The following is a 14,495-nucleotide window of genomic DNA, read 5'->3' as shown; positions in this document are numbered from 1 at the left end:
GGTATGTGATTTGGACAGCATATGCAGAGTAAACAGACAAAAGAGGGGTAACCTGGTTTTGAAAAGGAGGTTTTATCTGTCTAAAAGCCTTGTTTTACGGGGATGGATTTCTTGATACCTGATTATTTTGGACAGCAGTGGATGGATATAAAAGTTTTATGCATCATGAATCATTAATATTGCATTATTTAATTAGTGTGGATTCGTGTCCATTAGTGGCTAAAAACTTTTGCTCGGCAGTGTTAGTTTTTCTGGCCGAAGAAAGAAAGGATTATTCTTCTCCACCAGGTTCCAGCTTGCTTCCGTTGGGTCTCTGGTTTGTTTTCCTGAGCCACTTCCTCAAGGAAACTGACCACGATTCTATTAAATTCTTCAGCCCTTTCCATGAACGACAAATGTCCTGTCCCTTGAATTTCAACGAGCCGTGAATTGGGAATCTTATCCGCCAGTGCTTTTGAACTACTGGGCAGCACAATCCTATCTTCAGACCCGGTTACCACAAGGGTAGGGGCTTTTATTTGATGGACTCTATCAGAAGCATCGAATTTCATTCCGGCCATAAACTGGCGGTTCCATGCATAAAACGGTTGGGGATTGGCCAGTCTCCACTCTACAATGCGGTCAATTTGATCTTGATTAGAATCGAAGTACTCCGGGGTAAAAGCAAGAGAGAGGCCTCGGCGAATCTTCTGTTTCTCATGCGACCCGAATGAATTAACCATTGGAACGCCCCCTTTTCCACTCATCTCCAGCATAGCCGGCATTATTTCCCAGAAGCCGGAAAAGTTGTTAATGAGTGAGTTGGAAGCCCTGTGTATAATCTCTCTTCCGCTAAAACTGGTCGAGACCAGGGTAAGGCTCCTGACTATCAGCGGATGCCTTATAGCCATCTCCTGAGCAATAAAACCGCCCATGGAAACCCCGAGGACATGGGCGGATTCTATATCCAAAGCTCGGAGAAGACCCGCGGCATCATCGGCCATTATCTCTATCGTGTACTCTAAATCTGGCTTATCGGTATTCCCGACACCACGGTTATCAAAGATAATAACCTGATGTGCCCTGGAAAAATCCGGAATCTGCTTGAACCACATCCAGGTTGAGTATCCGAGCCCCTCCACAAGAAGAAGCGGCTCACCTTCTCCATGGTTTTCATAGTACACGTCTATGTCGTTTACTTTTATTTTGCCTGATTCTTGATTTTTCATTGATTTTAACCAGACGAGGGATGAACTTGTTTGTTCTCGTGCTTTTTGTCCTCTTCTCGTTTTCTTCTTTGTCTAGTTCCTCAAATACCTCTTTGGCGGCACGTATAGCATTAAGCGCAGCTGGAAACCCGGCGTAAACCGCCATCTGAATGATAATCTCTACAATCTCCTGCCGTGATACACCGACATTGAGTGCACTGCGAATATGCACTTTTAACTGCAGAGGCGCATTGCCCAATGTAATAAGTGCGGCAATTGTAGCAATCTCCCTCGACCTCAAATCTAGGCCTGGTCGGCTGTAAACATCACCAAACGGAAACTCAATTACGTAGCGAGCCAGGTCCGGATCAAGCTCCTTTAAGCGCGCTATAGCCTCTTCACCCTTCTCACCCTTAATCTCCTTAAACTTTTGTACTCCGCGTTCATATCTCTCATTATTCATTGTTGTTCTCCTTTTATCCTATTGGTAAATGGTTTTGTTTTACCCTCCCTATTTCTAATCGTTGCTACTACTGAATACATCTCGTTCTTTAAGCCTGTTTGAATCACTTCTTAATTCAACTTGACCGAATTTTCACTATGTTTAATACTCGAACTTCGAGACCAACAAACCAAAAAGATACACCACCTCTTTTTCATTCATTAATCGATTAAAAACCTTTGCATATGTTAGCGATATTTAGAAGCCAGCCATTTTTATAATCAGTTTAAAGATCAATTATGGATTGTGCTTTGGTTAGAGGGTTGCCCAACTGGATGTTGGGTGATCGCTCCATTGGCCTTAGCTTCTATAAGAGTAAGAAGTCTGCCTTTCAATTCTTCATCCGGAAGGCAAACTTCGGGAAGTATGAATCCTAAAAGAGCAATCTGTAGAAAATATTCTACATTTGCGTTGAGAAGATCGGGCGGACACGCTTCGCCATACTGTTTATTCAAATTCCAATAAATCATGCTTTTTATTTCCTCGGCGGCTTCTGAAACGCTCATCTCAGTCCCCTTCTGCTGTTTCAGCCAAACCCCAAGGTTAAAAGCCATGGCGATTGATTCTTTGAGACCCTGTGCCTGAATATTCCTTTGCATAATACACCTCCTATTTCTCTCCCCGTATCACTATGCTACCAGATTGCAGCCACGAGTCCTCAGCGGATAAATACTAAACCGTCTTGACTCTCTCGAAAAGCGCAGTTGAATTTCTCACCCAACCGCGCTCCCATACAATTTAAGCTCTGAACAGTTTTAGATAATCGTCAACCAGTGAGAAAGCCTTCTCCGCATTCTTGTGTGCAAGATTCAAAGTATCCTTAGCAAACTTATCGGAGACTTTCTTAACTGTCGCCACGTAGTCTTTCTGAATGGCCAAAAAGCGGTCAGCGGTATCCGAATTTGTAAAGACTCCGAACTCCTTCGGGAGCTTCTCGTATACTTCCTTTCCAGCCTTGATATACTCCTGCTGTATACCAAACCACTGTTCGAGCTGACTATCCAGTACCTTCAGATTCTCAGTCCAGAGTGAAAAATATAAATCCACTCCATTTAAATAATTTTCTTTCACCATACCGGTAATTCCTTTTACGGTATCCGTGAAATCCTTAACCTTGAAAGCTTCTTTGGTCTCGGCCATTTTTGTACCCTCCAATTGATTTAAACTTAATTACAATATAATTTCATGTTTATTGTTTGTCAAGGACTTTCTTCGCAATTGCGAAATAAAATGTGCCTTTATTACCTTGAATTAATTGATATTATCACAATAATGTCAAATATTCATACGCAGTTGCAAACATTATAACGGAATTACGTCTTCATGTATTTAGAAAGATTTTTATAGTGAAATTAGCTCCGATTTAATGTCTATTAGAGAAGGCAAGTTACAATAACGCTGAAGAGTATCCGCATGACGTTGGTTCATAAATAGCTATCCGAGGTAGTAGAGCTTTTGGGGCTTGTTTACTCGAAATAGTTTCAACCGGATGGTGTAGAAACGTTTTAAGAAACGTTTTAAGGTTGACTTTTAAGCTGCCTTATTTTATTTTAAATGGTCATAAAAATTAAGCGAGAGAGAGGTGTTACAAATGGATTGGGGAATGAAAAATCGTATGGCCAGAATCATAAAACCGGAGACTGGCCGCGCCGTAATGCTGGCCGTAGACCACGGATATTTTCTTGGGCCCACAAACAGATTGGAAGTGCCCCGTAAGACCATAGAACCACTTATGCCCTATGCCGATACCCTTATGCTCACCAGGGGTGTATTACGCACATCCGTTGACCCAGATTCCGGGGCAAATGTAGTACTGAGGGTATCTGGCGGTGTTAGCATTATCGGCCCAACACTTTCAGACGAGGGTATCACTACATCAATTAAAGACGCTATAAGACTTAATGTTGCCGGTGTTGGCCTATCCGTTTTCATCGGAACGGAGCACGAGCGCCAGACCCTGCTCAGCCTAGCCGAGCTCGTCAACCAGGGTGAGGAATACGGTATCCCGGTTTTAGCCATAACTGCCGTGGGGAGGGAGCTTGAAAAGAGGGATGCCCGTTTCCTCTCTCTATGTTGCCGTATATGCGCGGAGCTGGGAGCGCATATAGTTAAGACTTATTACTGCGAGGATTTTGAAAAGGTGACCGAAAGCTGCCCAGTTCCGATAGTAATTGCCGGCGGGCCCAAGCTAGCTACGGAGCTCGACGCTTTAGAGATGGCCTACAGTGCTGTCCAGCAGGGCGCAGTCGGGGTGGACATGGGGAGGAACATCTGGCAGTCCGATCATCCCGTTCCCATGATCGCTGCTATCCGCGCTATTGTTCATGAAAACTACACTCCTAAACAGGCCCATGAGCTATTCACAATGCTTAGGGAGGAGGAGACCAAGAGGGCAGCCAGCGGATAGCCTATCGAAGCTTCCGACTATAATTTTAATCGGCCACAAATGAACAGGAATAAGCACAAATTATAGTATTCGTGAAAATTAGTGTTAATTCGTGGCTAAACCTAAAACTCATAACTTCACTAACAATATGCGCGTAGCAATGTATTACAACAACCGGGACGTGCGGGTTGAGGAATTGCCGATACCTAAAATCGGTCCCGGCGAGATACTTATTCGCGTCGAGGCAAGCGGGGTATGCGGAAGCGACGTGATGGAGTGGTACCGCCTTCCCAAGGCCCCTCTGGTATTGGGGCATGAGGTCGCCGGCGAGGTAGTGGAGGTAGGAGAAGATGTCCGCAAATTCAAAAAAGGAGACAGGGTTATCGCCACTCATCATGTCCCATGCAACACCTGCTACTTCTGCTTGAGGGGAAACCATTCGGCTTGCAATACCCTTCGGACTACCCATTTTGACCCCGGTGGATTCTCCGAGTACATCCGTGTTCCAGCTATAAATGTTGATCGCGGGGTATTCGTATTGCCAGACGAAGTCTCTTACGAGGAAGGTTCTTTCGTCGAACCGCTCGGCTGTGCAATACGCGGGCAGAGAATGGCCAGATTTGAAATGGGGAGCAGTGTACTGGTTATGGGAAGCGGTATTACTGGATTACTTCATATTCAACTGGCATGTGCGCAGGGTGCAGGCCGGGTTATGGCAACGGATATCAATGAATACAGGCTAAAAGCGGCGCTTCGCTTTGGCGCCGAGGCGGCCATTCAGGCCAATGAGAATGTAGCAAAACAACTCTGCGAAATCAACGAAGGAAGGCTGGCGGACATGGTAATCGTCTGCACCGGCTCGACATCGGCTATCGAGCAGGCATTAACTTTAGTGGAAAAAGGCGGGACCATCCTCTTTTTTGCCCCAACCGATCCGGATGTGAAGATTCCCCTTCCCTTTAACGAAGTCTGGTGGAATGGTATTACTATGACCAGTTCTTACGCCGCGGCCCCCGCCGACCTTGCCCTGGCCGTAGAGCTTATCCGGGCAGGGCGGGTGAACGTAAAAGATATGGTCACGCATCGGCTCCCTCTGGCCGAAACCGGCAGAGCCTTCCAGATGGTTGTAGAGGCAAAGGATTCCATCAAGGTGATTATCGAACCGCAGAGGCGAGTATAATTATCTTGATAATTCACAAGAGGTGATAACTTCAGTTTTTCTCAGCTTTTGTTTATGATTTGGCACCTTGACAAAAATTCTTATGATATATTATAGTTTATAAGGAGGAGATAATGACAAAGAGATATTTCATTGGTCACAGGGCGACATCTGCCGCTGTAAGTAAAGCTATGAAAAGGCTATATATCCCTTCTGGCGTAACAAAAACAACAACTGTATCCTCTAAGACTGCCCATTCAATTAAAACTACTTCAATAAATGGTGTTCGCGAACGAAAGAAGTCCGCAGCATAATGATACTATTTATCCCTATTGATTCGTTTACTTCAAATTACTATAGCATTATTTAGTCTCCCGATTCATAATGGGTCTGTATACTGCTAACGACAGACTTCGCAGAGCAACAATTCCCGACAAGCTTGGCCTTTCAAAAGAACCGTTTCGAACGGATTGGCGAAGGGATTATGCAAGGATAATACACTCAGCGTCATTTAGGAGATTGCAGGGAAAGACACAGCTTTTTCCATATTTTGAATCCGATTTTTTTAGAAATAGATTAACCCACTCACTTGAGGTCGCTCAAATAGCTAAATCTATAGCAATTAGAATTAACAATACAGTTCCATTCTTTAAGGACCCTGAATTTAATATTGAACCGGATATTCCCGAAATCGCTGGGCTTGCCCATGACTTAGGCCACCCTCCATTTGGTCATAATGGTGAAAAAGCACTCGATGATTGCATGAAGCCTTATGGCGGATTTGAAGGTAACGCCCAAACTTTCAGGATTTTGACAAAAATAGAAAAGCGTCAGAAAGAATCAAATTCATCTGATTATGGAATTGATAAAAAGGGTAATGATCGTAGACTGGGGCTAAATTTAACATATCGGACTTTGGCTGCTGTATTAAAATATGATAAAGCAATTCCAAAAAAAAGAAAAAAAGATAATGAAATCGTTAAGGGTTATTATCACTCAGAAGCACATATAGTTCACCAAATTAAATCGCACGTTTGTGGTACAAATGAATTTAAAGGCGATTTTAAAACAATCGAATGCCAGATTATGGATATAGCCGATGATATTGCATATTCTACTTATGATTTAGAAGATGCGTTTAAAGCAGGTTTTATAAATCCGTTAAATATGATCGGTATCGATGACGAACTAGCAGACCAAGTTACAGATAAGGTTTCTCATGCTATAAACTCCAGATTCACTAAACAAGAGCTGAAAGACACTTTATATCAGATTTTTGAAGGAATATTTGATGGGGTTGTCAAACAAACAAAGAAATTCGTTAAACTCAACAATCATAAAAGTTTCATGCCATTAATTACCGGGTCTTTTAATGCGACATTAGATTTAATATCCGATGGATACTTACGTAGTAGTTTTTCATCTGCGCTAATTGAGTCATTTCTCCAAGGGATTAGAGTAGAGGTAGATAACAAGTATCCGGTTTTGTCTAAAGTAAGCTTAGAATTTGAAAAGCTCGTTCAGGTCGAAGCCTTAAAGCAATTGACATACGCTTGTTTAATAAACTCATCCAAATTAAAAGTAGCTGAATATCGAGGCTATGAAATTGTAAAGACGATTTTTGAACTATTATCGAATGAAAAACAGCTCGGTTATAAATTAATGCCAGAGGATTATCAGGCTCTTTATAACTCATTTATTAAAAAGAGCGATAGGATGCGTGTTATTTGTGACTTTATTGCTGGGATGACTGACAGATATGTCTTAGAATTTTATGGCAGATTAAAATCTGAAAACCCTCAGACAATATTTAAACCCTTATAACTAATTTAATCTTCGGCGGTGAAATGCGTGTATGCTCTATATCCCAAAATATTAGGGTACTCTCCTGATCGGGATAAGAGAAACTAGCCCATGACTCAAAACAACCAACCAATCGGCATAATCGGGTCGATGGATGCGGAGATTGAAGAGTATATGAAAGAGGCGATGGATTGCCGGACTAGGCATTGGAACGATTTTATTTTTAATGAGGTTAAATTGTTCGGCAAAGATGCGGTAATCGTCAAATCCGGCGTGGGTAAGGTGTTTGCCGCCATGGTTTGTGAGAGGTTGATCGACGAGTACAATCCGCAAGCAATCATCTTCACCGGTGTTGCCGGTGCTTTGAACCGGGACTTAGAAATCGGAGACGTGGTCATAAGTAAGGACTGCATTCAACATGACATCGATGTTCAAGCGCTCGGTTTTTCCCGTGGGGCTATTCCTTATACGGAATATAGGGTATTCACCGCCGATGAAAGATTAAGGAAGCTGGCTCTATCGGCTGAGCTTGAACATAATAAAATCATTGAGGGCAGGATTCTAACTGGAGATCAATTCCTGACGAAGAAGGAAACGGCCGATCATAAATACCTGATAGAGGAATTAAAAGGTGATGCCATTGAAATGGAAGGCGGGGCTATTGCTCAAGTTTGTACCTTGAACAGAATCCCTTTTCTGATCGTGAGAACCGTCTCCGATAAAGCCGACGGGACTGCGGTAGAAGATTTTAATAGGTTTTTACCTGTCGTAGCAAAAAATTCGCTTACAGTTGTAAAAACGATTCTCCAACACCTGTAATTTTAGAGCATTTTATCACCGAATTTTCCATCAGATTATTTTTCTTGCCTAGATAGACTAGTATTTGATTATAACAAAGCCGAGAACTAGAATAGTACTATTGAACCTACTTCTCAAACTATTTAGACTCTCCCGATAAACATGAGAGAAGCGGTAGAAGTGGCCATCCCCATACCAAATGTAGTCCGGGTAGGCTCGCTACAGACGGAGACCTTTCATTATTCAGCCCCTCCCCATCTTGAGGATGGCGTTGAAATAGGCAAGCGGGTTCTGGTTCCTTTCAAGAATAGAGAAGCTCTCGGTTTCATTGTCGGATTCGGAAAGCCGCCGGAAGGAGTAATCCTCAAGGATATAAAAGACATAGTGGATGAAGAGCCTCTCTTTGATGTAAAGAGGCTAGAGTTTCTGAAATGGGTCGCAGATTATTATTTAACCTCTCTTGGTGTTGTGCTAAAAGCTGCCCATCCCGGAGGTCTGGGAGTAAGCCTGAGAAGATTGATCAAGATTACCAAGGAAGGAGAAAACCTTCTTCACAAAGACAAACTGAACGAGCAAGAAAAATTCATCCTGAAGACCTTATCCCACGCCGATGGGCTCACCACTAATAAACTCCTCAATATTGTGGATGGTGCGACGTACCAGCAACTTAACTCGCTCCGACGAAGAGGCCTAATAGAGTTTGATTACCAGATCCGTTCAAATCCCCGGATAAAACATGAAAAGATAATCGTCGCTCAAGGAAACGCCGGCTTGGACCGCAAATTCAAGAGAAAAAGTAAATCCAAGGAAGAAATCCTTGACTTCGTACTTAGTCACGGTAGGGTGCCTTATTCCCACATTCGGGCAATATTCGGAAACGTAAGCCGTCATATCAAGCGGCTTCAGGAAAAAGGGTTTATCAAAGTGGAAGAGGAAGAGGTTTCTCGTGATCCTTTTTCACACATTCCTTTCTCCCGGGACATCCCTCCGAATTTCACTCCCGACCAGGAGGTTGCCTTCCGTAAAATAACCGAGGCCGTAGAAAAAAGGAGGTTCTCGCCGTTTCTTCTACACGGGGTCACCGGAAGCGGAAAGACCGAGGTTTACCTTCGCGCCATAAACGAGGTTGTAAAACAAGGACGAGAGGCCATAGTGCTCGTTCCGGAGATCTCGCTGACCCCTCAACTGGTGAAAAGATTCCGGAGCCGGTTCGGAAAGAAGGTTGCGGTAATACACAGCGCGCTAAGCGACGGGGAAAGATTCGATGCTTGGCGAATGGCGGGAAGAGGAGAGGTGAAAATAATCATAGGAGCCAGGTCGGCAATATTCGCCCCATTCAAGAATATAGGAATGATTGTAGTCGATGAAGAGCATGAGCCTTCTTATAAACAGGAGGAGTCACCTTGTTACAATGCCCGGGACCTGTCTTTAGTGCTGGGGAAAATGGCTAATGCCGTCGTTATTCTCGGATCGGCGACGCCGTCGGTCGAATCCTATGCCAACGCCCTAAAGGAAAAATTTACCTACCTTTCCCTACCGCTACGAGTGGAAGACCGTTCACTTCCCGATGTTGAAGTGGTGGATATGAGAAAAGAAAAGAGCGGTATATTCTCTAAAGAACTAGAGGAAGCGATTGTAGAAAATTTTAACCGGAACAAGCAAACTATTCTCTTTTTGAACAGGCGCGGGTTTTCCACCCTCATTATCTGCCCGGCCTGTGGGGATATGCTCAAGTGCCCCAACTGCAGCATATCACTTACCTACCACATCAAAGAAGACTCCATAATGTGTCATTACTGCGGCATAACCGAGGGCTTCTTCAAGAGCTGCAGAAATTGCGGCTCGAGTTTAAGAAGATTGGGCGTTGGCACTCAAAGAATAGAGGAAGAGGTTAAAAGGATTCTTCCCCAGGCGCGGATTGCCCGGATGGACCGGGACGCAATAACCGGGAAACAAAAACTTCTAAAACTTTATGAACGACTCGAAAAAGGGGAAATAGACATTCTCATCGGAACCCAAATGGTGGCCAAGGGGCACGACCTTCCCGGGGTAACGCTTGTGGGGGTAATCTCTGCCGACCTCTCTTTGGGAATCCCCGACTTTCGGGCTGGAGAGAGGACATTTCAACTGGTTACGCAGGTAGCCGGAAGAGCCGGGAGGGGTGAGGAATTGGGAAGGGTTATTGTCCAGACCTATAACCCAGAGCATCCCGGCATTAAATTTGCCATAGAGCAGGATAGCGTCGGTTTTTTGAATGAAGAGCTGAAACTTCGGGAAGAGTTGGATTACCCACCCTTTTCCCGGCTCATCAACATCAGCTTTCAGGGTAATATCGAATCGGAGACGGCAGCCCTGGCCAAAAAAACAGGAGAAACTGCACGAAAACTAGTGTCAAAACTACCCATCGGCACTATAGAGGTCATCGGGCCTTCACCTTCCCCTATTTATAAGATCAGAAACCTATACCGGTGGCAGATGCTTTTAAAGGCCTCAAACCTAAACACACTTCACAAATTCTCAAAGCAGCTAAAAGCTATACTTTCGAAGAACACGGGCAGGGTCAAAGTCTCAATAGACGTAGACCCGATAAGTTTTATGTAGTGTTTTAATGAACATATAGGCTAAGGGTTTTTCTCACGTTAGAATCAGGCTTTTTCTCCCCAATCCACAAGGGTTTACCCGATTGTTATTTTCCGGCCAACCATTTATAAACCGATTGGATAGCTCTACGCGTGACTATTCTTTTTACGAGAGAGAACTGCAAACCGCTATGGCATCGCAAGAGAGGAGGGGAATAAGACGATGAAGAAAGAATCGTACTAATTTGTACTCATTTTAGATACTCCGCTGTTAATAGAACCGGGAAGAACTCTTTCAGTCTCGATAAGGTATTACTAGGTTTGCTTCTTATATTTTCACTGGAATCGTGCAGCTCCGGCGGTTCCTGCAAGGATAGCATTACAGTCCCGGAGATGAGAGGGTTGACCCAAATGGAAAGGGAATGGTGGAAGGAGACGGTGGATTGCTTATTCAACCATGGCAAGATCTCAGAAGAGGACCGGGGCAATCTGATAGAGCCCACCATTTTCGTCACGGCGGAAGATAGTTTTGAATGTATGGGCGGGACTGCCGCGTTCTCCGATGGGTGTGACCTGTATTTCTCAGACTGGGTTTTTGACAATCCGGATATGGCGTTTGTGTTTAAACATGAGTTTACCCACTGTATAGAAAGCCAGGTTAAGGGCTATACCAGTCACAATTCGGATTGGTGGTTTACTAACGGGGCCGGGTTGAGGGCATCCATATGTCAATAAGAGATAGACAAAATAACGACGAACCCAAGATATTTAAAGGGTTACTGTGGGCGACCGGACTGTCCTCGTTAATATATCTGCTAATCCTTTATCTGATATTCAGGTGATTGAACCGTATACTCTTAGGGAATAGCAATATTAAAATTTGCCGGCCAATATATCCCATATTAATTAAGCCTAGAAGAAAGCCGGGATGTTTTCTTCCTTACATAGTTTCCTACTGAACATTTCTTAATTCCGTAAAACCGGAAACCAAAATTCAACGTATATTAGCACGAACCCGAAACTAGGGTGATTTGATAGGAGGAACGACGAATGAGAGATTTTACCCAGCTTTATATCGTGACCGCCTTGCTGTGGTTCTTCATGGTGTTGAATGCCCTGGCAGCGGAAACCACTACCTTTAAAGTGCAAATTGAGAACATATCCAGTCCAGATGGACAGACGGCATCCGACGGCAGTAAATGGCCTTTTGCACTGTCTCCCGGTATCTGGGTGGTGCACGGTAAGGATGTAAGGCTCTTTACCACCGACAAGAAAGATACCGGTATGGGCCTCGAGGCTCAGGCTGAAGACGGCAACCCGGCGATGCTGGCAAAATCGCTAGGAGGACAGGAGGGTGTGATGTTCTTCGGCGTATTTAACACCCCAGTTGGGGCGGACAAACCAGGCCCAATCACCCCGGGCGGGTCATACGTATTCACCTTTCCAGCAACACCGGGAGCAAGGTTGTCTTTTGCATTAATGTTTGGGCAATCAAACGACCTATTCTACTCGCCGAAGGAAGAGGGCATTAAGCTCTTCAACGAAGACGGCACGCCGGCCAGTGGAGATATCACCTCTAAGATTATTCTCTGGGATGCCGGTACAGAGGTAAACCAGGAGCCGGGTATTGGCCCTGACCAAGCACCGCGCCAGAATGCTCCTAACACCGGCACAAGCGAGGGCAAAACCGTTCGCGCTATAAAAGACGTAAAAGACGGCTTTGCTTATCCAAAAGTAAAAGACGTAATGCGGGTGACCATTACCCCGGTCAGTGTCCCGGTGCAGTGAATTACCAGTCAGATGAAAAATCAGCAATTAGTTGAATAACAACAAATCATAAAATCAAGAATAGGAACAGGAGGTCTTAACGATGAAACGATCGACTTTAATAATACTGGCTTTAATAGTAATTGGAGTGGCCTGGTATCTCTTTCGTCCGGAGCGGATTTTAATCAATCAGACCGTAAACGAAGAGTTTCCGGCGGGTACTTCGGCAGAGAGTGTTAAATCGGGTGACTCAGCTACGGTATTGGTCAGCGGCAACTTCCATGGTGTAGCGCACGAGACGAAGGGCGTTGCCACCATATACGAACTGCCCGGTGGAAAGAAGGTATTAAGATTCAGCGAGTTTGAGACTTCAAACGGCCCGGATGTCCAGGTTTATCTGGTAGCCGCCGATGACGCCAACGACAGCGAGACGGTGACCAATGCCGGGTTTATCCACATAGGCGCGCTCAAGGGCAACATAGGGGATCAAAACTACGATTTGCCAGCGGATGTTAACCTTGATAAATACAAGGCGGTTACAGTTTGGTGCCGCCGTTTCGGTGTCAACTTCGGCACTGCACCCCTAACTCCTCATCAGGGTATGAGTTCAAGAGTAAATTGATTTTGGTTATACGTGGAATGCACGAAGCATGTTTACAATCAACTCTGTAAAGATGTATCCTGAATCATGCATCGGGACTAGGGAGGATAGATAAATGCCTGACGAGAAACAATTTGACGTAATCATAATCGGGACAGGAGCGGGGGGAGGGACCCTCGCTCATGCCCTGGCGCCATCGGGTAAGCGCATACTACTCCTTGAGCGCGGCGATTATGTCCCCCGGGAGAAAGACAACTGGGACCCTCGTGCTGTCAATGTCGACGGCAAATACCAGACCAAGGAGGTCTGGCGTGATAAAGACGGCAAGCCGCTTCATCCCCACACCAACTATTACGTAGGCGGCAATACTAAATTTTACGGTGCGGCGCTCTTTCGTCTTCGTAAGGAGGACTTCGGCGAAATTCCACATTACGGAGGCATCTCCCCAGCCTGGCCCATTAGCTACGAAGACCTGGAGCCTTATTACACTAAAGCGGAGCAGTTATACCATGTGCACGGGGAAAGAGGGGTTGACCCGACGGAGCCGCCTGCAAGCACACCTTACTTCTACCCCCCGGTGAGTCATGAGCCCCGTATTCAGCAATTGAGCGACGACTGGGAGAGCCTAGGCCATAAGCCTTTTCACACACCCCTTGGAGTAATGCTTGACGAAAAGAACATACACAAGAGCCGCTGCATACGTTGCAACACCTGTGACGGCTTCCCCTGCCTGGTACATGCAAAGTCTGATGCCCAGGTGCTCTGCGTTGACCCTGCTCTTGAGAATCCTAATGTTACACTGCTTACGAACGCCTTTGTCCACCGTCTTGAGACCAGTGCTTCCGGTTGCGAGGTGACTAAGGTGCAAGTCAAGCGTGACGGTGTGAATGAAACCTACTCTGCAGATATTGTGGTCGTTTCTTGCGGCGCCATAAACTCGGCCGCACTGCTCCTGCGCTCGGCCAACGACAAGCATCCGAACGGCTTGGCAAACAGCTCGGACGTCGTGGGAAGGCATTACATGGGCCATATCAATTCGGTGCTCATGGCATTATCCAAGTGCCCTAACCCTACTATCTTTCAGAAGACGCTCTCACTGAACGATTTCTATTTCGGTTCTAAAGAATGGGAATATCCAATGGGCCATATCTCCTTTGTCGGAAAGCTCGATGCAATAACACTAAAGGCCGGAGCACCGGCTCTAGCGCCGGGCTGGACACTCGAGCTGATGGCTACCCACTCGCTCGACTTCTGGCTTACATCCGAAGACCTGCCGGACCCGGATAATCGCGTCACACTAGATAAGGAGGGGAACATCGTTCTTTCATACAAACCTAACAACGAAGAAGGGCATAAGCGCCTGATAGAGAAGCTCAAGGACTTGATGAAGCAGCAGAGAAAGTGCTCGGTTCACGGGCACGAATGTCACCAGGGATTGTTCGCACGAAACCTTTTCATCGGCCAGAGGATTCCCCTGGCCGGCGTGGCGCATCAGAACGGAACCATAAGGTTTGGCAAAGACCCGAAGACCTCGGCTCTAGACCCTAACTGCAAGGCTCATGATGTGGATAATCTCTACGTGGTAGACGCCAGTTTTTTCCCCTCGTGCGGGGCGGTCAACCCGGGCTTGACCATAATGGCGAATGCGCTACGCGTCGGCGATCATCTTCTGGAGAGATTGGGATAAAGTCAACTTTCCGTTCATCCTTCGAC

General features: G+C 45.5%; 13 protein-coding genes and 1 pseudogene. 10 read left to right on the top strand and 4 right to left on the bottom strand.

Translation table 11 applies throughout. The annotated features are described in order from the left end of the window. Positions 1 to 242: 242 nt before the first annotated feature. The 4 genes and pseudogenes from VNN20_10280 to VNN20_10265 form a co-directional block, all read right to left on the bottom strand. A complete protein-coding gene (locus VNN20_10280; protein ID HWP92567.1) occupies positions 243 to 1,208 on the bottom strand; it encodes an alpha/beta hydrolase in 966 nt (321 codons plus the stop codon). A gap of 76 nt (positions 1,209 to 1,284) precedes the next feature. Then, positions 1,285 to 1,650, bottom strand: a pseudogene (locus VNN20_10275) (carboxymuconolactone decarboxylase family protein). Positions 1,651 to 1,922: 272 nt separating this feature from the next. Then, the gene (locus tag VNN20_10270) at positions 1,923 to 2,288 is read right to left on the bottom strand and encodes a hypothetical protein (protein ID HWP92566.1); all 366 of its coding nucleotides are present in this window, start codon (positions 2,286 to 2,288) and stop codon (positions 1,923 to 1,925) included. A gap of 139 nt (positions 2,289 to 2,427) precedes the next feature. Beyond that, positions 2,428 to 2,829, bottom strand: a complete 402-nt coding sequence (locus VNN20_10265) for a hypothetical protein (GenBank protein HWP92565.1) — start codon at positions 2,827 to 2,829, stop codon at positions 2,428 to 2,430. 451 nt (positions 2,830 to 3,280) lie between these two features. On the opposite strand from VNN20_10265, the gene lsrF reads away from it, so the two are divergent. The 10 genes from lsrF (at position 3,281) to VNN20_10215 (ending at position 14,469) form a co-directional block, all read left to right on the top strand. After that, positions 3,281 to 4,096, top strand: a complete 816-nt coding sequence (lsrF, locus tag VNN20_10260; GenBank protein HWP92564.1) for a 3-hydroxy-5-phosphonooxypentane-2,4-dione thiolase — start codon at positions 3,281 to 3,283, stop codon at positions 4,094 to 4,096. 91 nt (positions 4,097 to 4,187) lie between these two features. Beyond that, the gene (locus tag VNN20_10255; protein HWP92563.1) at positions 4,188 to 5,255 is read left to right on the top strand and encodes a zinc-dependent dehydrogenase; all 1,068 of its coding nucleotides are present in this window, start codon (positions 4,188 to 4,190) and stop codon (positions 5,253 to 5,255) included. A gap of 113 nt (positions 5,256 to 5,368) precedes the next feature. Beyond that, positions 5,369 to 5,548, top strand: coding sequence for a hypothetical protein (locus VNN20_10250; protein HWP92562.1), 180 nt, complete (start codon positions 5,369 to 5,371; stop codon positions 5,546 to 5,548). A gap of 112 nt (positions 5,549 to 5,660) precedes the next feature. Next, positions 5,661 to 7,058 (top strand): dNTP triphosphohydrolase, encoded by a 1,398-nt coding sequence (dgt, locus tag VNN20_10245; GenBank protein HWP92561.1) that lies wholly within the window; start codon positions 5,661 to 5,663, stop codon positions 7,056 to 7,058. A 90-nt stretch (positions 7,059 to 7,148) separates the two neighbouring features. Further along, positions 7,149 to 7,856: a 5'-methylthioadenosine/adenosylhomocysteine nucleosidase gene (locus tag VNN20_10240; protein HWP92560.1), complete on the top strand. Its 708-nt coding sequence runs from the start codon at positions 7,149 to 7,151 to the stop codon at positions 7,854 to 7,856. Positions 7,857 to 7,997: 141 nt separating this feature from the next. Then, entirely contained in the window at positions 7,998 to 10,436 is a 2,439-nt protein-coding gene (gene priA, locus VNN20_10235; protein HWP92559.1) for a primosomal protein N', read from the top strand. Positions 10,437 to 10,825: 389 nt separating this feature from the next. Continuing rightward, positions 10,826 to 11,149 (top strand): hypothetical protein, encoded by a 324-nt coding sequence (locus VNN20_10230; GenBank protein ID HWP92558.1) that lies wholly within the window; start codon positions 10,826 to 10,828, stop codon positions 11,147 to 11,149. Positions 11,150 to 11,464: 315 nt separating this feature from the next. After that, positions 11,465 to 12,202: a spondin domain-containing protein gene (locus tag VNN20_10225; protein HWP92557.1), complete on the top strand. Its 738-nt coding sequence runs from the start codon at positions 11,465 to 11,467 to the stop codon at positions 12,200 to 12,202. Positions 12,203 to 12,284: 82 nt separating this feature from the next. Next, positions 12,285 to 12,803 (top strand): DM13 domain-containing protein, encoded by a 519-nt coding sequence (locus tag VNN20_10220; GenBank protein ID HWP92556.1) that lies wholly within the window; start codon positions 12,285 to 12,287, stop codon positions 12,801 to 12,803. Positions 12,804 to 12,897: 94 nt separating this feature from the next. After that, positions 12,898 to 14,469, top strand: a complete 1,572-nt coding sequence (locus VNN20_10215; GenBank protein ID HWP92555.1) for a GMC family oxidoreductase — start codon at positions 12,898 to 12,900, stop codon at positions 14,467 to 14,469. Positions 14,470 to 14,495 lie beyond the last annotated feature (26 nt).

The organism is Thermodesulfobacteriota bacterium (assembly GCA_035559815.1).
Lineage (GTDB): Bacteria > Desulfobacterota_D > UBA1144 > Nemesobacterales > CSP1-2 > DATMAT01.
This window is presented reverse-complemented; position numbering and strand designations above follow the sequence as displayed.

Bases quoted from the DNA above. Each gene is read 5' to 3' on its own strand.
- lsrF (HWP92564.1), top strand. From the start codon at position 3,281: ATGGATTGGGGAATGAAAAATCGTATGGCCAGAATCATAAAACCGGAG.
- priA (HWP92559.1), top strand. From the start codon at position 7,998: ATGAGAGAAGCGGTAGAAGTGGCCATCCCCATACCAAATGTAGTCCGG.
- VNN20_10280 (HWP92567.1), bottom strand. From the start codon at position 1,208: ATGAAAAATCAAGAATCAGGCAAAATAAAAGTAAACGACATAGACGTG.
- VNN20_10225 (HWP92557.1), top strand. From the start codon at position 11,465: ATGAGAGATTTTACCCAGCTTTATATCGTGACCGCCTTGCTGTGGTTC.
- VNN20_10220 (HWP92556.1), top strand. From the start codon at position 12,285: ATGAAACGATCGACTTTAATAATACTGGCTTTAATAGTAATTGGAGTG.
- VNN20_10215 (HWP92555.1), top strand. From the start codon at position 12,898: ATGCCTGACGAGAAACAATTTGACGTAATCATAATCGGGACAGGAGCG.
- VNN20_10230 (HWP92558.1), top strand. From the start codon at position 10,826: ATGGAAAGGGAATGGTGGAAGGAGACGGTGGATTGCTTATTCAACCAT.
- VNN20_10265 (HWP92565.1), bottom strand. From the start codon at position 2,829: ATGGCCGAGACCAAAGAAGCTTTCAAGGTTAAGGATTTCACGGATACC.
- VNN20_10270 (HWP92566.1), bottom strand. From the start codon at position 2,288: ATGCAAAGGAATATTCAGGCACAGGGTCTCAAAGAATCAATCGCCATG.
- VNN20_10240 (HWP92560.1), top strand. From the start codon at position 7,149: ATGACTCAAAACAACCAACCAATCGGCATAATCGGGTCGATGGATGCG.
- VNN20_10250 (HWP92562.1), top strand. From the start codon at position 5,369: ATGACAAAGAGATATTTCATTGGTCACAGGGCGACATCTGCCGCTGTA.